Here is a 17,593-nt window from a genome sequence, read left to right on the forward strand (position 1 = left end):
AGCGTGCTCGCATGGCCCCTATGGCGATACGTGCCAAGGGAGCGGGCGGCCCGTGGTGCTGGCGCACCGGCTGTCGGCGCCGGGTGGTCGAATAGGCCCATGGCGACCCCGACGACACCGGAGCCGACCCGCCACCTGGTCCGCTCCGACACCGCGGTCGTCGTCCCGACCCTCGACGAGCACCAGCAGCGCGTCGTCGACCACCCCGGCGGGCCGCTGCTGGTGCTGGCCGGCCCCGGCACCGGCAAGACCACGACGCTGGTCGAGGCGATCGTCGACCGCATCGAGCGACGGGGTGCGCGCCCCGACGAGGTGCTGGCGCTGACCTTCTCCCGCAAGGCCGCGGAGCAGCTGCGCGACCGGGTCACCGCCCGCCTCGGCCGCACCATGTCGACCACCCTGAGCTCGACCTTCCACTCCTTCGCCTACGGCCTGATCCGGCGCTACTCGCCGGCCGAGCTCTACGAGGCGCCGCTGCGCCTGCTCTCCGCGCCGGAGCAGGACGTCGTGCTCCGCGAGCTGCTCACCGACCACCCCGAGTCGGTCGCCTGGCCCGACTCCCTGAGCCGCGCGCTCGGCACCCGCGGCTTCGCCCGCGAGGTCCACGCGGTGCTGTCCCGGGCCCGCGAGAAGGGACTCGACGGCGAGGGACTGCGGGCCCTCGGCGACTCCGAGGGGCTGCCCGAGTACGTCGCCGCCGGCCTCTTCCTCGACCAGTACCTCACCAACCTCGACTCCCAGGGGGCCACCGACTACGCCGACCTGATCCGGCGCGCCACGATCGAGGCCGAGGCCCACCGCGACGAGCTTCGCGCCCAGCTCCGGCACGTCTTCGTCGACGAGTACCAGGACACCGACCCCGGCCAGGTCGCGCTGCTGCGCGCGCTGGCCGGCGACGGGCGCGACCTCACGGTCGTCGGCGACCCGCACCAGTCGATCTACGCCTTCCGCGGCGCCGAGGTGCGCGGGATCCTCGACTTCCCGGCCGAGTTCCCCCGGGCCGACGACTCGCCCGCGGACGTCGTCGCGCTGCGCACCACCCGCCGCTTCGGGACGCGCCTGCTGGTGGCCTCCCAGCGGGTCGCGGGCCGGCTGGCGCTGCCCGGCAGCATCCCCGAGGAGGCGCGGGCCGCCTTCCTCGCCCCCGAGTCCCGGTCCGGGCTCGGCGACGGGCGGGTGCTGGTGCGCACCTTCGACACCGAGCGCGCCGAGGCGGAGCACCTCGCCGACCTACTGCGCCGCGCCCACCTCGAGGACGGCATCGCCTGGGACGACATGGCCGTCCTGGTCCGCTCCGGCCGCACGTCGATCCCGCCGCTGCGCCGTGCGCTCGGCGCCGCCGGCGTCCCCGTCGAGGTCGCCAGCGACGAGGTGCCGCTGGTCCGCGACCCGGCCGTGCTGCCGCTGCTCGACGCGCTCCGCGCGGTCGTGAACCTCGAGAACGACGACCCCGAGCACCTCGAGTACCTCGATCCGGCCCGCGCCGAGGCCCTGCTGCTCGGCCCGCTCGGCGGCCTCGACGCCGGCGACGTACGCCGCCTGGCCCGGCTGCTGCGCGCCCGCGACAAGGAGCAGAGCAAGGCCGAGGGCCGCCCGCCCCGGCAGTCGCGTGAGCTGGTCCGGCTCGCCGTGGTCGAGCCGGGCTTCCTCGACGGTCTCGACGGACCCGAGGCCGGCCGCGCCCGGGCGCTCACCCAGCTGCTGCTCGACGCCCGCGCCGCGTTGGTCGCCGGTGCGTCGGCCGAGGAGCTGCTGTGGACGCTCTGGTCGCGCACCGGCTGGCCCGCCCGACTGCGCCGCTCCGTCGACCTCGGCGGAGGTGCCGCCCGGCGGGCCCACCGCGACCTCGACTCCGTGTGCGCGCTGTTCGACGTCGCCGCCCGCGCCGAGGAACAGCGCGACCACGTCGGCGTCCGGCCGTTCCTCGCCACCCTGGTCCAGCAGCAGATCCCCGCCGACACGCTCGCCGAGCGGGGCGCCCGGGGCGCCGCAGTACGCCTGCTCACCGCCCACCGCTCGAAGGGCCTGGAGTGGCGGCTGGTGGTGGTCGCCCACGTGCAGCAGGACGGCTGGCCCGACCTGCGGAGGCGCTCGACGCTGCTGCAGGCCGACCGCATCGGCACCGACAGCATCGTGCCGCCGGTCTCCGCGCGCGAGCTGCTGATGGAGGAGCGTCGGCTCTTCTACGTCGCGTGCACCCGCGCGCGGGAGCGGCTGGTCGTCACCGCGGTCGCGTCGGCCGACGACGACGGCGAGCAGCCGTCGCGGTTCCTCGACGAGCTCGGCGTCGGCGTCGACCGCGTGGTCGGCCGGCCGCGCCGTCCGCTGTCGATGGCCGGACTGGTCAGCGAGCTGCGGCGCACCGTCGCCGATCCGGAGACCAGCGCGCCGCTGCGCGAGGCAGCCGCCCGCCGCCTGGCCCGGCTCGCGGGCGAGACCGTCGGCACCCGGGCGCTGGTGCCGAGCGCCGACCCGTCCACCTGGTGGGGCACTCGCTCGGCGACCCGCTCGGTCCAGCCGGTGCGCGACCCCGAGCAGCCGGTACCGGTCTCGGCGAGCGTGCTCGAGTCGATGATGGTCTGCCCGACGCAGTGGTTCCTCGAGCGCGAGGCCGGCGGCTCCGCCCGCGCCCACCAGTCCGCCAACCTCGGCGAGCTGCTGCACGCACTCGCCCAGCGGGTGGCCACCGGCGAGGTCGAGCCCGCCGTCGACGTGCTGATGGAGCACGTCGACGCCGTCTGGGACCGCCTCGACTTCCGCACCCCCTGGTCGAAGGCCCGCGAGTACGAGCGGGTCCGCGCCGCCCTCGGCCGCTTCCTGCACTGGCACGCCACCAACCCGCGCCGACTGGTCGGCACCGAGGCGCAGTTCGCGACCGTCGTCCGGCTCGACGACGGCGAGGAGGTGCGGCTCACGGGGTACGCCGACCGCCTCGAGCTCGACCCTTCGACAGGCTCAGGACAAGCGCCGAGAATCGTCGTGGTCGATCTCAAGACCGGCCGCACCAAGCCCAGCAACAAGGCCGTCGAGGGTCACGTCCAGCTCGGGCTCTACCAGTACGCCGTCGACCACGGCGCCCTCGCCGAGATCGCCCCCGGGGCCCGCGCCGGTGGTGCCGAGCTGATCCAGCTCGGGCTCACCGACGGCGGCGGGGCCGCGGTCGTGCAGACCCAGGACGTGCAGCCCGAGGAGGGCCCGGGCCGCGCCGTCCTGCGCGACCGGCTGCAGCACACCGCCTCGTTGCTGCGCGCCGAGTCGTTCCCGGCCGTCGCCGGCCAGCACTGCCGCGACTGCGGCTTCGTGCCGATCTGTCCGATCAAGAGCGCAGGATCGGTGACCAACCAGTGACGAGCCCGACCGCCCGCGACATCCGCACGCCCGACGAGCTCGCGGCCGTGATGGGCACGCCGTACTCCCCGAGCGCCCAGCAGTGGGCCGCGATCTCGGCCCCGCTGGCGCCCGCGGTGGTCATCGCCGGCGCCGGGTCCGGGAAGACCACGCTGATGGCGGCCCGGGTCGTCTACCTGGTCGTGACCGGGCAGGTGCGCCCCGACGAGGTGCTCGGCCTGACGTTCACCACCAAGGCCGCCAGCGAGCTGCGGCACCGCATCCGCGGTGCGCTCGAGGCCGCCGGTGCCCTGGACGAGCCGGCGGACCTGGAGGACGGCGAGGACGTCCTCGAGCCGACGGTCGCGACCTACAACGCGTACGCCGCCGGCCTGCTCACCGACCACGGCCTGCGGATCGGCCACGAGCCCGACACCCGGGTGATCACCGACGCGGCGCGCTACCAGCTCGGCGCCCGGGCGGTCGACCGGTTCACCGGCGAGATCCGGCACCTCACCGACCACCCGGCGACCGTGATCCAGAACCTCCTCGCGCTCGACAGCGCGATGAGCGAGCACCTCGTCGGCCCCGACCGGGTGCGTGAGCTCGACGCGGAGGCCCGGGCCGGCTTCGAGCGCGCACTGGCCGAGGAGGTGGCGGGGAAGAACCGCGTCACCTACCGCGAGGCCGTCGAGAAGGCCATCTTCGCCATCGACCGGCGGGCCGAGCTGCTCGAGCTGGTCGCGTCCTACCGCCGGCTCAAGCGCGACCTCGGGCTGATGGACTTCTCCGACCAGATCGAGCTCGGCGCCCGGCTGGCCGCCGAGCAGCCGGACGTCGGCGAGCACGAGCGGGCCAGGTTCAAGGTGGTGCTGCTCGACGAGTACCAGGACACCTCGGTCGCCCAGGCCGTGATGCTGTCCCGGCTGTTCTCGGGCGGCCACCCGGTCACCGCGGTCGGCGATCCCAACCAGGCCATCTACGGCTGGCGCGGCGCGTCGGTGTCCAACATCCTCGGCTTCGCCGAGACCTTCCCCGCCGCCGACGGGGGAGCGGTGCCGACGTACCCGCTCACCGTCAACCGGCGATCCGACGCGCGCATCCTCGAGGTCGCCAACCGGCTGGCCGAGCCGCTCTACGAGAGGTTCGGCCAGGTCGAGCCGCTGGTCGCCAAGCCCGACGCCGACCGGGGTGAGGTCACCACCCGGGTCTTCACCACCCACGCCGACGAGCTCGCCTGGCTCGCCGACGCGGTGCGGGCGGCGCACGACCCGGACGTCGAGGGCGGGTGGGCGAGGATCGGCGTGCTGACCCGCGACAACGCCCACGCCGAGGACGTGTTCGACGCGCTGACCGGAGCCGGCATCCCGGTCGAGATCGTCGGCCTGTCCGGCCTGCTCCGGCTGCCCGAGGTCGCCGAGGTCGTCGCTACGCTCCACCTCCTGCACGACGTCACCGCCAACGCGTCCCTGCTCACCCTGCTGACCGGGCCGCGCTGGGTGATCGGCCCGCGCGATCTACGGCTGCTCAGCCAGCGCGCCCTCGAGATCGCCGGCCGCCGGGGCCGCGGCGCGACGCCGGAGTCGATCACCGACCACCTGCTCGACATCGCCGACGGCATCGACCCGGCCGAGCTGCCCTCGCTCGACGACGCCTTGGCCGCCCCGGGCGAGCTCGCGTACTCCGCGGAGGCCCTGGAGCGGTTCGCGCTGCTGTCCGCGGAGCTGCGGATGCTGCGCACCTACGTCGGCGAGCCGCTGCTCGACATCGTCCGGCGGATCATCGACACCAGCGGCACCGACGTCGAGCTCGCCTCGGCGGTCAGCCCGGCCGCCGCCGCGCGCCGCGACAACCTCGACCTGTTCGTGAAGGCCGTGGCCGACTTCCAGGCCGTCGACGGCGACGTGACCCTCCCGGCGCTGCTGGCCTACCTCACCGCCGAGGACGACCAGGGCAACGGGCTCGACGTCGCGACGCCCACCGAGGCCGACTCGGTCAAGCTACTCACCGTGCACCGGGCCAAGGGCCTCGAGTGGGACTCGGTGTTCCTGGTCGGCGTCTGCGAGACCCGCTTCCCGTCCAACCGGTCCCGCACGCTGTGGACGTCCTCGCCCGCGATCCTGCCGGCGCCGCTGCGCGGTGACGCGCATGACCTGCCCCAGCTGGCCGGCTACGACAAGGCCGCGCTCGACGCCTACCGCGCCGCCACTCGTGAGCACGACGCCGAGGAGGAGCTGCGGCTCGGGTACGTCGCGTTCACCCGGGCGGCCCGCCGGCTGGCGGTCACGTCGTACCTCTGGAGCCCGCGGGCGACGCCGTTCGGGCCGTCGGTCTACCAGGCCGTCGTCCGCGATCAGCTCGAGGCGTGGGGCGAGCCGACGACGGGCTGGCAGGACAAGCCCGTCAAGGGCGACCCCAACCCCTACGACGCCGTCGACCCGTCCCGGCCGTGGCCGCCGACCGGCACCGGCCGCGAGGCGGCGCTGCGCATCGAGGCCGCGCGCCGGGTGCGCGAGGTCGACCCCGCTGCCGCCGACGCGGGGCTCGACATGATCGAGGCCGCTCAGGTGGCGGAGTGGGACGCCGAGCTCGACCGGCTGGTCGGCGAGGCCCGGGCCGAGCGCAGCAGCGACCTCGCGGTCCCGCTGCCGAGCAGCCTCTCCGCCACCGCGCTCGGCCGGCTGCGCGACGATCCGGAGGAGTTCGCCCGCGAGCTCGCCCGCCCGATGCCGCGGCCGCCGTCGTCGGCGGCCCGGTTCGGCACCCGCTTCCACGCGTGGGTGGAGGCGCGGTTCGGCCAGCAGGACCTCTTCGACTACGGCGACCTGCCGGGCCGTGGCGACGCTGGCATCGACGACGACGCCGACCTCAAGGAGCTGATCGCGACCTTCGAGTCGGGGCCGTTCGCGACCCGCACGCCGCTGCAGGTGGAGGCGCCGTTCGCCCTCGTCCTGCGTGGGACGGACGGGGGCGGCCAGGTCGTGCGCGGGCGCATCGATGCCGTCTACGCCGAGGACGACGGCACCTTCCTGCTCGTCGACTGGAAGACCGGCCGGGCCGCCGGCGCCGACCCGCTCCAGCTCGGGGTCTACCGGCTGGCCTGGGCCGAGCTGCACGGCGTGCCGCTGGAGAGCGTGCGGGTGGCGTTCTACCACGTGCGCACCGGCGAGGTCGTCGAGCCCGGCGACCTGCCCGACCGTCAGGCGCTCGAGGCGCTGCTGACGACGGCCGGTGGTTGAGGAAGGCGCTCTGGCGCCTGTCGCCCCGGTGGTTGAGGAAGGCGCTCTGGCGCCTGTCGCCCCGGTGGTTGAGGAAGGCGCTCTGGCGCCTGTCGCCCCGGTGGTTGAGGAAGGCGCTCTGGCGCCTGTCGCCCCGGTGGTTGAGGAAGGCGCTCTGGCGCCTGTCGCCCCGGTGGTTGAGGAAGGCGCTCTGGCGCCTGTCTCGAAACCCACGCCGCCACCCCGCGCGCGGCGGCCCGCCCGGCCCGGTTGGCGCCGATGGTGCTCGCCGACGGCCCGTAGCCGACCAGCTGCACCCGCGGGTCCGCCACCGCGGTGGTGCCGCCGCGGTCGAGCTGGATGCCGCCGCGCTCCGAGCGCAGCCGCAGCGGCGCGAGGTGGGCGATCGCCGGGCGGAAGCCGGTCGCCCACACGATCACGTCGGCCGGCCACAGCACTCCGTCGTCTGATGGAGGGTCGGGCATGCGTACGCCGCCGGGCTCGATGCGCGTGAACATCGGCCGCCGCCGGTAGGCGCCGAGCCGCTCCGCCTCCCGCTCCTGTTCGCGCAGCGCCAGCCCGGTGACGCTGACGACGCTGGTGGGCGGGAGCCCGCGGCGTACCCGGTCCTCGACCAGTGCGACCGCCTCGCGGCCGCGGTCGGGGGTGAAGTCGTCGGTGCGCCAGACCGGCTCGCGCCGGGTCACCCACAGGGTGTCCGCGGCGACGGGCGCGATCTCGCCGAGCAACTGGACCGCGGAGGCCCCACCGCCGACCACCACGACCCGCCGGCCGCGGAAGTGCTCCGGGCCGGGGTAGTGACGGGTGTGCAGCTGCTCGCCGCGGAAGCTGCCGATGCCGGGGTAGTACGGCAGGTGGGGCTGCGACCAGGTGCCGGTCGCGTTGACGATCGTCCGGGTCGTCCAGCTCCGATTGCCGGCGCGCACGACGAGCAGGTCGCCTGCCGACTCCACCCGGTCGACCCGCACCGGCCGGAGCACGGGCAGGTCGTGCTCGCGCTCGTAGGAGCCGAAGTACGCCGGAATCACGACGTTGGCGCGGCCCTGCTCACCCGTGGGGGAGTCGGCGTCGGGCAGCGCCGCGACGCCGTGCACGTCGTGCATGCTCAGCGAGTCCCACCGGTGCTGCCAGGCGCCGCCGGGCGCGGCGTTGGCGTCGAGGACGACGTGCGAGAGGCCGCGACGCTTGAGGTGGTACGACGTCGACAGGCCGGCCTGGCCCGCACCGATCACCACCGAGTCGAGGATCTCCACGTCCGGACAACGCCCGCGGTGGGCGGGTTAGTCCGCTCGCGGGTCTCGCGACGTGTCGAAGCCTCCGGTCGTATCTCGGTGGTTGCGGCCGACTCACGTCTCACCGGGTTTCGAGACGCGTCGCTCGTTCCGTCGCTCCGCTCCGGTCCGAGCCGACGCTCCTCAACCTTCGCCGCGGCTCGCTGCCCTCGCGGGCTCGGGCAGCGGCGGCTCCAGCAATTCCCAGGGCAGCTCGGCGAGGGGCACGCCCGGCCGGCGCTCGTGGTCGGGCAGGAGGCAGCCGGTGATCCAGCGGCTCGTCGTCGACACCACCACGCGGCCCTCGTCGTTCACGAGGATCGCCTCCGCGGTGCCCAGCCGGCGGAGCACCACCGTCTCGAACCCGGTGATCGGCACGTCCGCGCCGGCGACGCCGAGGAACCGCCCGTCGGCCTCCATCGGCATCGTGAGGGTGAGCAGGTAGCGGTCCGTGCCGTGCACGTCGACGTAGGGACCGACGACGTGCCGGGCCCGGGTCCGCCGGGGCACCGCGAACCAGTCCGCCGCCATGTAGTCGTAGAAGCCCACGCTGTCGGGGTGCAGGTCGACCTCCAGCGGCACCGGGGCGTCCCGGCCGGTCGACCGCTGCCACCACTCGAGCCGCAGCGGGTGGCTGGGCAGCGTGCCCGGCTCGAGGATGATGCCCAGGCCCACCGCGAGCTGGTCGGGAGCCTCCAGGAGGTCGACGAAAGCGGGTGCCAGACCGCGGACGTCGGGGTCGAGGAAGGCGCGCCCCTCGGCGACGGCAGCGGCGTGACTGGCCAGGGCGAGCCGCCGCACCTCGGCGACCGTCGCGAAGATGCCCTCGATCGCCTCGCTGATCACGCTGGCCGGATCAGGCGTCTGGGTGATGGGCATCCGGACCGCTCCTCAGCTCGCGCTCGATCGGGTCGTGGCGATGTGGTCGTCGATCAACCGCCGGGTGTCGTCGGCGACCTGCTCCTCGGTCAGTCGCCGGGCCCGGTCGCCCCGGTGCCGGGCCACCTCCTCGACCACGGCGGCGCGACCGGCCGCCACCGCGGCCGCCGACCGGTCCGTCTGGAGTCGCCACATCACCTGCGCCAGGTCGCCCTGGAGCTCGATCTCCAGTCGGGTCAGTCGTGCGGACTGCGCGGCCGCCGCCATCTCGATGTAGTAACGGCTCTCGAGGCGGTGCAGCTCGGTGGCGTCGCGTGCGTCCGCCATCCGCGAGACGAGGTCGCGCAGGCGGGCCAGCTCCGTCGGCGAGGCGCGCTCGGCCGCCTTGTGCGCGGCGGAGCCGGCCACCATGCTGTGCATGTCGCCGAGCTCGCGCAGGTCGCTCACCCCGACCTCGGCAAGGCGGTCGTGGGACAGCCGGGCCAGCGCCGCCTGCGACATCCGGACGAAGCTGCCGCCGCCGCGACCGCGCCGGGTCTCCACGAGTCCCCAGGAGCGCAGCTCGGCCAGCGCGTCGCGGAGCGTGAGCGTCGAGACGTTCAGGGTGGCCGCGAGCTGCGACTCCGAGGGCAGCTGCTCGCCGTCCTCGAGGAGACCGAGCGCGATGGCGCTGCCGAGGCGACGCGCGACGGCCTGACTCCGGCCGCCCCCGTCCAGGGGCGTGAGCAGGGCGTCGCGCGCGTCGCCCGAGAGCAGTCGCACCACCGCCTCCTCCCCGCCCGCGACCCGTCCGGTCCGCCCCGTCCGTGGGTCCGGCCGCCCGATCGTATGCCCGGCCCGCCCGGAACTGGGGTTGTCAGTAAACATTCAATCCCATAGGTTTAGCCACCACCCGACGTGATCTGACTCACATCTGACTTCACTCCGATCCATGTCGAGAGGCGGGAGCTGACCGATGACCCAGACGGACAGGGGAGCGGGCGGCGCGGACGCGCTGTCGTCGCCGTTCACACCGGGCATGCGCGACAACCCCGAGGAGCTCGGGCGGTACGTCGACGGGATCGTCGGCCGGCCGTTGCCGCTCGTCGACGGGGAGCCGGGGCACGACGAGCCACCGACCCCCGAGCAGGAGTTCGCCGCGGAGTGGCGCAACGCCGCCTACAACTGCTTCTCCTCCGGCCACAAGTTCTGCCGCGAGGTCTGCCCGGTGATGCAGGTGACGCGCAACGAGTCGTGGACCCCTACCGCGTTCCACGCCAACGTCGTGGCGATGGAGAAGGGCGAGCTCTCCGTCGCGGACGTCGCCGCCGACTACGTCAACTGCACCCAGTGCGGCGCCTGCGAGCTGCGCTGTCCCAACACGCTCTTCACCGGCGACTTCTACCGCTTCCGCACCCGGACGGTCGACGTCGTCAAGGCCGTGCGCGCGCTCGCCGTCGACCAAGGCGTCCATCAGGAGGGCTGGCGCACCTGGAACGCCCGCACCGACGAGCGCACCCACGAGCCGGTGCTCGGTGACGTCCCCGTCAGCCAGGAGCACGTGCGCGACTGGAGCGCGGGCCTCGACCTGCCCATCGGCGGCGAGACCGTGCTGTTCGTCGACTGCGAGGCCGCGTTCTACCGCACCTCCGTGCCGCGCGCGGTGGCGCAGATCCTCCGGCTGGCCGGCTACGAGTTCGGGCTGATGGGGGAGCAGTGGTGCTGCGGCGGCCCGGCGGCCGAGATGGGGTACGTCGACCAGGCCCAGCGGTTCGCCCGCCACAACCTCGACGACTGGCGCTCGACCGGCACCACCCGGGTACTGGTGCTCGACCCGCACGACTACATCTCGTTCACCGAGGACTACCCGCGCTACTTCGGCGACGAGTACGCCGGCATCGAGGTCGTGCTGGTCGTCGAGCTCTTCGCCCAGCTGATCCGGGAAGGACGGCTCACCCCGTCGGTCCCCGTGGAGCGCACGATCACCTACCACGACCCCTGCCGGCTCAACAAGCGCAAGGGCATCTGGAAGGAGCCGCGCGAGATCCTGCGGGCGATCCCCGGCCTCACCTTCAACGACGTCGACCGGGTCACCCAGTGGTCCTACTGCTCCGGTGGCGGCGGCGGGCTCCCGGTCGAGAAGCCGGAGCTCACCGCTGCGATCTCCGAGCGCCGGATGGAGAAGGCGGCCGGGCTCGACGTCGACACGCTGGTCAGCGCCTGTCCCTGGTCGGAGCGGCCGCTCTCGGCCGCGGGCGAGGGGCAGGACATCGACGTGGTCGACATCCACGAGCTGCTCGCCGTCAGCCTCGGCATCGAGGTCGGCGGCACCACCGACGGCGGCGCGTCATGACCCTCCAGGCCGAGCGTGTCGACGAGGTCGTCGCCGCCCTGCGCACCGTGCTCGCCGACGACCAGATCCTGACCTCCAAGACCGACCGCTTCAACCGGGCCCGGGTCCCCGCACCGTTCCCCGTGCACCGGTGGGCCGAGCGGGTGCCCGACCTCGCCGTCCTCCCGACCAGCACCGAGCAGGTCGCCGGCGTGCTGCGGATCGCCAACGACCTGCGGATCCCGGTGGTGCCCCGCGACGGCGGCACCGGCCTCACCGACGGCGCCGTGCCGCTGCACGGCGGCATCCTGCTCGACGTCAAGCGGATGAACCGGATCAAGGAGCTCGACCTCGACAACCGCACGGTGACCGTCGGCACCGGCATCAACATGCTCAAGCTCAACGAGGAGCTCGCGCGGCACGGGCTCTTCTATCCCGACGACCCCGCGTCGTACCCCTGCTCCCTGGTCGGTGGCCGGATCGGGACCAGCGGCTGGTCGCTGATCGGCTCGCGCTACGGGCACACCCGTGACCTGGTGCTCAGCTTCGACCACGTGCTGCCGACCGGTGAGGTGCTGCACGTCGGGGACGGCATCGGGCACAAGATCAGCAAGTCCTCGAGCGGCTACCAGCTCAAGCACCTGTTCATGGGCCACCAGGGGACCCTGGGCGTCGCCACCGAGGCCACGCTCAAGCTCTACCCCAAGCCGGAGGCCGAGCTCTCGCCGTTCTGGGCGTTCGACGACTACGACGACGCCTACCGCTGCGTGGGCGCCCTCGCGCGGGCCGGCGTCGCCACGTTCGCCGGCGCGGTGCTGTTCGACGAGTGGAAGGTGGCCTACCTGCGTCGCGACGACGAGGCCTACATCCCCCAGCCCGGCGACGTGCGGGCCCTGGTCTGCGCCGTGATGTACGGCTACGAGGACGAGGTGCGTCCGGCGGGCCGGCGGCTGTTCCGGATCGCCAAGGAGCACGGCGCCCGCTACCTCGGCGACGAGATCTCCGAGGGCGACTGGGCCGCGCGCCACGACCGCTACGCGACGCCGCTGCACGGGCGCACCAAGGACGGTCAGGTGGTGCCGATGAGCTGGCACTGCGAGGACGCTGCGGTCAACTACACGAACCTGCCGTCGCTCTCGCGGGCCTGGCACGAGATCGTCGCCGGCCTCCGCCGGCAGACCGACGTCTTCGACGACTGGGGCATGTTCGCCTACACCTCGGCCGACACCGGCGTCGACTACCTCACCGAGATCGACGTCGGCATCTGGGAGCAGCAGCTGGACGACCGGGCCTGGGAGCTGTGGGTCCGGGCCAAGCGCGACATCGCCGCCGTCGCCCTGGCGCACCAGGGATCCATCAGCGCGTGCCACGGGTCCTGCCGGGCCGGCGAGGTGGACCTGGTTCCCGACGAGCTGGGCCGCGGCTTCGACGTGATGCTCGATCTCAAGCGCACCCTCGACCCCCACAACATCATGAACCCCGGCAAGTACCTCCTCGACCGGGCCTACGAGACGGGAGAGCGGCCATGAGCGCTGAGCCAGACGGCCGGCGGATCGGCTACCGGTACGCCGAGCAGCACCAGCCCCCGGACCCGGTCCGGGCCTCGGACGTCGCGGTCACGACCTTCGAGCACGTCTTCGAGGTGGACTCCAGGCTGATGGAGCGATGGGTGCTCCAGCAGCAGTTCCCCAACTGGGACAGCCTCCGGATCATGAACAGCCGGCACGACCACCTCGCGTGGATGCACCGCCACTTCGCAGACCGGGTCGTGACCGGCTCCGAGCTGCTGGCCGAGGTCGAGCGGGAGGACCGACCGTGAGCAGCGCCGTCCACGACGGCCAGGGGTCGCACCACCACCACGAGCACGACGCGGACGCCGCCGCGCTCAGGACCCTGGGCTACACCTCCGAGTTCCGGCGGGAGATGAGCCCCTGGGCCAACTTCGCGCTCGGCTTCACCTACCTCTCCCCGGTGGTCGGCATCTACACGCTCTTCGCGGTCGGCCTGATGACCGGCGGGCCCGCCATGATCTGGTGGCTGGTGATCGTCGGCCTCGGCCAGCTGCTCGTGGCACTGGTCTTCGGCGAGGTCGTCTCCCAGTACCCGGTGGCGGGCGGCGTCTATCCGTGGGCCCGCCGGCTGTGGGGCCGCAAGTGGGCGTGGATGACCGGCTGGATCTACCTGGTCGCGCTGCTCACCACGATCGCGGGGGTCGTCTACGGATCGGGGCCGTTCCTGGCCCAGCTGCTCGGCTTCACGCCCGGCACGTCCTCGACGATCACCTGCGCGCTGATCCTGCTCGCCGTGGCCCTCGCGATCAACCTGATGGGTACCCGCTGGCTGGCGATGGCCGCGATCATCGGGTTCTCCGCCGAGCTGATCGGCGCGCTGGTGGTGGGGGCGTGGCTGCTGTTCACCGAGCGCCACCACAACCTGTCGGTGCTGTTCGACACCGAGGGCGTCGTCGGGCACAGCGGCGGCTACCTCTCGGCGTTCCTCGCCGCGGCGCTGATCGGGATCTACCAGTACTACGGCTTCGAGGCGTGCGGCGACGTCGCCGAGGAGGTGCCCGACCCGACCCGGCAGATTCCGAAGGCGATGCGGATGACGATCTACGTCGGCGGTGCCGCGGCGATCTTCGTGTGCCTCTCGCTGCTGCTCGCGGTCCAGGACTACGCCGCGGTGATCGACGGCACGGACGCCGATCCGGTCACCACGGTGCTGCACAGCGCGTTCGGCGAGGGCGGCACCAAGGTCGTGCTGGCCGTGGTGATGATCTCGTTCCTCTCGTGCGCGCTCAGCCTGATGGCGGCCGCCAGCCGGCTGATGTACTCCTACGCGCGAGACGACATGATCCTCGGGTCGGCGCTGTTCCGGAAGTTCCTGCCGCAGCGGCACGTGCCGCCGTACGCCATGCTGGTCGCGGCGCTGGTGCCGGCGGTGATCGTGCTCGGGTCGGTGGCCTCCACGAAGGCGTTGACGTCGATCATCTCCTTCGCCACCCTCGGCATCTACCTCGGCTTCCAGATGGTCACCCTCGCGGCGCTGCGGGCGCGGCTGAAGGGCTGGGTGCCGAGCGGCAGCTTCACCCTCGGCCGGTGGGGCCTGCTGGTCAACATCGCGGCGCTGACCTACGGCGTGCTCGCGATGGTCAACATGGCGTGGCCGCGGACGCCCGAGCTGCCGTGGTACGACAACTGGCTCGTCGCCCTCTCCGCGGCGGTGGGCGCGGGCATCGGTGCGATCTACATGGTGATCGTGCGGCCCTACGAGCGCAGTGACGCGATCTCGGGCGACGCGGTCGGAGGCCGGGTCGCCGCGTCCACCCAGCCGGCCGCCGCCGGTGACGAACCGTGACGACCAATCGAGTCCATCCAGAAGGGTCAGACCAATGAGATTCAGCTACGCGATGCTCCCGGACTACCCGCTCAGCGAGTCCCTGGCATCGATCCAGAAGGCCGACGAGCTCGGCTTCCATGCCGTCTACGCGGCCGACGAGACCTGGCACAAGGACCTGTGGCTGCTGTTCGCCGCCGCGGCCGCCTCGACCAGCCGGATCCGCCTGGGCCCCAGCATCTCCGGCGTGTGCCTGCGCGAGCCGACCCTGATCGCGCAGGCCGCGGCGACCCTCGACGAGCTGACGAACGGACGGGCCGAGGTCGCGGTCTCCAGCGGCAACTTCGGCCTGCTCGCGCAGTACCGGATCGACTGGGCGCAGACCAAGCCGCTCTCCCGGGTCAAGGAGTCGGTGCAGGTCATCCGGACGCTGCTCGACGACGGCGTGATCACCTTCGACGGCGAGTTCTTCAACTACAGCGGGCTGTTCACCTTCGCCCGCCCGGTGCAGGAGCACCTGCCGGTGAAGATGGGCGCGATGCGCGGGCCGAAGTCCTTCGAGGCGGCGGCCGAGTTCTCCGACGGCTGCCACCACGCGCTCAGCTACACCCGTGAGGCCTACGAGTACATGATGGAGCACTGCACCATCGGGGCCGAGCGAGCGGGCAAGAACGTCCAGGACCTCGACATGGGCTCGTGGGTGGTCTTCTCGGTCGCGGAGGACTCGGCCATCGCCAAGGACGCGGCCCGCAGCATGGTCGGCCTGTACGCCTCGTCGATGCCGGAGGAGCAGCTGCGCCGCAACGGCGTCGAGCCCGAGGAGGTCGCGCCCGTCATCGCGGCGATCGGCGCCGGCGACATGGCGAAGGGCATCGAGCTCACCACCCCCGACCTCGCGGAGCGACTCTCGATCGCCGGGACGCCCGAGGAGGTCACCGCCAAGATCAAGGAGAACGTCGAGCCGACCGGGGTCAACCACATGATCCTCGCGATCACCGACGCCGCCCTGGTCAAGGCGCTGATGGGGCGCGAGCTCGAGGGCGTGCCGGACATCAACTCCCAGCTGCAGCTGGTCCACGACCGGGTGATGCCGGCGTTCGCCGCCTGACACCGTCGCAGCCAACGCCCCGCCGATCGGCGCGTAGCCCCGCGGACGGTCGAGGTGCTTCTAGTGTTGACCCACGTGACCTACCAGCACGAGCGCCTCTCCGCGAACCCGCACGACCGCTCCGGGGCGCACCGCGCCGACGACGCCTGGCTGGCCGAGCACTGGGCCGACCCGCGGACCCGGGTCCTGGTCGTCTCGGGCACCCGGATCAGGCCGGTCGACGGTGCCCTGGACTGGGTGGCTCCGAGCGAGGCTCCCGACGGCCTCCGGGTGCTGCTCGGAGAGCACGACGGCCACGCGTGGTTCGCCGTGATCGTCGACGCCGAGGTCTCCCAGGCGGACCAGGCGGAGTGGACGCCGCTGCGTGGCCTGCTGCCCTTCCTCGCCGACGACGCCCTCGCGGGCGCGCCGCTGGTCTTCCACGCGCTCGGCCTCGCCGAGTGGCTGTGGGTCACCCGCTTCTGCCCGCGCTGCGGTGGGCCGCTGAGCCCCCGGTCGTCGGGCCACGAGCTGGTCTGCCCCGAGGGACACGTCCAGTTCCCGCGCACCGACCCGGCCGTGATCATGATCGTCACCTCGGGCGAGCCGGGCGCCGAGGACGAGCGCTGCCTGCTCGGCCGGCAGGCGGTCTGGCCCGAGGGCCGCTACTCGACCCTGGCCGGCTTCTGCGAGCCGGGGGAGACCCTCGAGGACGCCGTCCGCCGGGAGGTGCACGAGGAGTCCGGGGTCGTCGTCGGCGACGTCGAGTACTTCGGCAACCAGCCCTGGCCGCTGCCGGCCAGCCTGATGCTGGGCTTCGTCGGGCGTGCCGTCAGCACCGAGATCGAGGTCGACCACCACGAGCTCGACGACGCCCGCTGGTTCACCCGCACCGAGATGAGGGAGCTCGCCGAGGCCGGCACCCTGGTCCTCCCGCGCGGCGTCTCGATCAGCCGCTCGCTCGTCGAGCACTGGTACGGCGGAGAACTCCCCGGCAGCTGGTGACCCTGGCGTCGGTGCTCGGGCCGCGTTGGTGGTGGTTTCGAGGCTCCTCGCTGGCGCTCGTCGCACCTCAACCACCGTCGCCGGGGTCACGGTGGTTGAGGTGCGAGGGCCGCCAGGCCCGAGCCTCGAAACCACCGCTCCGCTCGAGCGACTTTGGCGTCCTCCCGGGCGGCGCCAGTGTGGGTGCGCGTCCTGCGCCGTCAAGGGTCCGCTGCGCCGCTTCGCGCCCTTGACGGCTCCTCCCGCGCACCCAGTTGGCGCCTATCGGGAGGACGCCGACCTGTGGTCGGTCTGCTTGGCCTCGCCCACGGTGGTTGAGGTGCGAGGGCCGCCAGGCCCGAGCCTCGAAACCCCTGTTCCGGGATCCCGGTGGTTGAGGAAGGCGCGCTAGCGCCTGTCTCGAAACCGCCGATCTGGTCCCGGTGGTTGAGGAAGGTGCGCTAGCGCCTGTCTCGAAACCACCTGTCACGTGGGTTCACACGGTGGTTGAGGTGTGAGGGCCGCCAGGCCCGAGACGCTTCGAAACCACCGGCCCGGTGCGTGAGGGCTGGGGGGTTCATCAAGGGATGAGGCTGACGTTGCGCTTCCCTGGCTCAACTCGCCGAGGGATGCGTGGTCTGACCGTCATCCCTTGATGAACCTGCGACTGGTGTTGACTCCGGGGCAGCGGCGACGGAGGAGTTTCGTCGGCCGGCCGACGAAACTCCTCCTGGGACGACGAACCTTCATCGTCCCGGCGGGAGCTTCGTCGTCCAAGCGGACGCCGACCTGCGGTCGGGACACATGGTGGCCGACCCGCGCGCCCACGAGTCACCGGGGTCGGCAGCCGAAACCCGCAGCAAGCGCAGCACTCAAGCCGACGCCAGCGCTGCGACCTTCTCCTTGACCTGCGCCAGCGACGGGTTCGTCTGGGCGGTGCCGTCGGCGTAGACCAGGGTCGGCACCGTCTGGTTGCCACCGTTGGCGGACTCGACGATCTGCGCGGCCGACGGGTCCTGCTCGATGTCGACGATGTCGTAGGTGATGCCCTCGCGGTCGAGCTGGCTCTTCAGTCGGTGGCAGTAGCCGCACCAGGGGGTGGTGTACATGGTGAAAGAGCTGCTCATCTGGGGCTGTCCCCTCCGACGTCTAGGGTGTG

General features: G+C 72.8%; 12 protein-coding genes. 8 read left to right on the forward strand and 4 right to left on the reverse strand.

Annotation, left to right across the window (positions count from 1 at the left end):
• Positions 1 to 99 precede the first annotated feature (99 nt).
• On the forward strand, positions 100 to 3,348 hold the full coding sequence (locus tag FHU40_RS15430) for an ATP-dependent helicase (protein ID WP_183593171.1): 3,249 nt from the start codon (positions 100 to 102) through the stop codon (positions 3,346 to 3,348).
• A complete protein-coding gene (locus FHU40_RS15435) occupies positions 3,345 to 6,566 on the forward strand; it encodes an ATP-dependent helicase (RefSeq protein ID WP_343057879.1) in 3,222 nt (1,073 codons plus the stop codon). Before FHU40_RS15430 ends, FHU40_RS15435 begins: the two co-directional genes overlap by 4 nt.
• Here the strand turns inward: FHU40_RS15435 and FHU40_RS15440 are convergent.
• The 3 genes from FHU40_RS15440 to FHU40_RS15450 form a co-directional block, all read right to left on the reverse strand.
• Positions 6,527 to 7,819, reverse strand: coding sequence for an FAD-dependent oxidoreductase (locus tag FHU40_RS15440; RefSeq protein ID WP_343057880.1), 1,293 nt, complete (start codon positions 7,817 to 7,819; stop codon positions 6,527 to 6,529). The two genes, FHU40_RS15435 and FHU40_RS15440, sit on opposite strands and share 40 nt — an antisense overlap.
• Before the next feature lie 162 nt (positions 7,820 to 7,981).
• The gene (locus FHU40_RS15445; RefSeq protein ID WP_183593172.1) at positions 7,982 to 8,716 is read right to left on the reverse strand and encodes a cache domain-containing protein; all 735 of its coding nucleotides are present in this window, start codon (positions 8,714 to 8,716) and stop codon (positions 7,982 to 7,984) included.
• A 12-nt stretch (positions 8,717 to 8,728) separates the two neighbouring features.
• A complete protein-coding gene (locus tag FHU40_RS15450) occupies positions 8,729 to 9,478 on the reverse strand; it encodes a GntR family transcriptional regulator (RefSeq protein WP_221199852.1) in 750 nt (249 codons plus the stop codon).
• Positions 9,479 to 9,671: 193 nt separating this feature from the next.
• Here FHU40_RS15450 and FHU40_RS15455 point away from each other — a divergent pair, with 193 nt between their 5' ends.
• The 6 genes from FHU40_RS15455 to nudC all read left to right on the forward strand — a co-directional run bounded on the left by FHU40_RS15455 (position 9,672) and on the right by nudC (position 16,455).
• Positions 9,672 to 11,048, forward strand: a complete 1,377-nt coding sequence (locus FHU40_RS15455; protein ID WP_221199853.1) for a (Fe-S)-binding protein — start codon at positions 9,672 to 9,674, stop codon at positions 11,046 to 11,048.
• Positions 11,045 to 12,556, forward strand: a complete 1,512-nt coding sequence (locus tag FHU40_RS15460; protein WP_183593174.1) for an FAD-binding oxidoreductase — start codon at positions 11,045 to 11,047, stop codon at positions 12,554 to 12,556. Before FHU40_RS15455 ends, FHU40_RS15460 begins: the two co-directional genes overlap by 4 nt.
• Positions 12,553 to 12,846: a hypothetical protein gene (locus FHU40_RS15465; RefSeq protein ID WP_183593175.1), complete on the forward strand. Its 294-nt coding sequence runs from the start codon at positions 12,553 to 12,555 to the stop codon at positions 12,844 to 12,846. The genes FHU40_RS15460 and FHU40_RS15465 overlap by 4 nt, the downstream gene beginning before the upstream one ends.
• Positions 12,843 to 14,384 (forward strand): APC family permease, encoded by a 1,542-nt coding sequence (locus FHU40_RS15470; protein WP_343057881.1) that lies wholly within the window; start codon positions 12,843 to 12,845, stop codon positions 14,382 to 14,384. Before FHU40_RS15465 ends, FHU40_RS15470 begins: the two co-directional genes overlap by 4 nt.
• Before the next feature lie 34 nt (positions 14,385 to 14,418).
• The gene (locus FHU40_RS15475; RefSeq protein WP_183593176.1) at positions 14,419 to 15,471 is read left to right on the forward strand and encodes an LLM class flavin-dependent oxidoreductase; all 1,053 of its coding nucleotides are present in this window, start codon (positions 14,419 to 14,421) and stop codon (positions 15,469 to 15,471) included.
• A 75-nt stretch (positions 15,472 to 15,546) separates the two neighbouring features.
• On the forward strand, positions 15,547 to 16,455 hold the full coding sequence (nudC, locus tag FHU40_RS15480; protein ID WP_183593177.1) for an NAD(+) diphosphatase: 909 nt from the start codon (positions 15,547 to 15,549) through the stop codon (positions 16,453 to 16,455).
• 851 nt (positions 16,456 to 17,306) lie between these two features.
• Here the strand turns inward: nudC and FHU40_RS15485 are convergent.
• Complete coding sequence (locus FHU40_RS15485) at positions 17,307 to 17,561, reverse strand: mycoredoxin (RefSeq protein ID WP_183593178.1); 255 nt, start codon at positions 17,559 to 17,561, stop codon at positions 17,307 to 17,309.
• Between the last annotated feature and the right edge of the window lie 32 nt (positions 17,562 to 17,593).

Origin of the sequence: Nocardioides soli (assembly GCF_014191495.1) — a bacterium.
In the GTDB taxonomy this organism is placed as follows: Bacteria; Actinomycetota; Actinomycetes; order Propionibacteriales; family Nocardioidaceae; genus Nocardioides; species Nocardioides soli.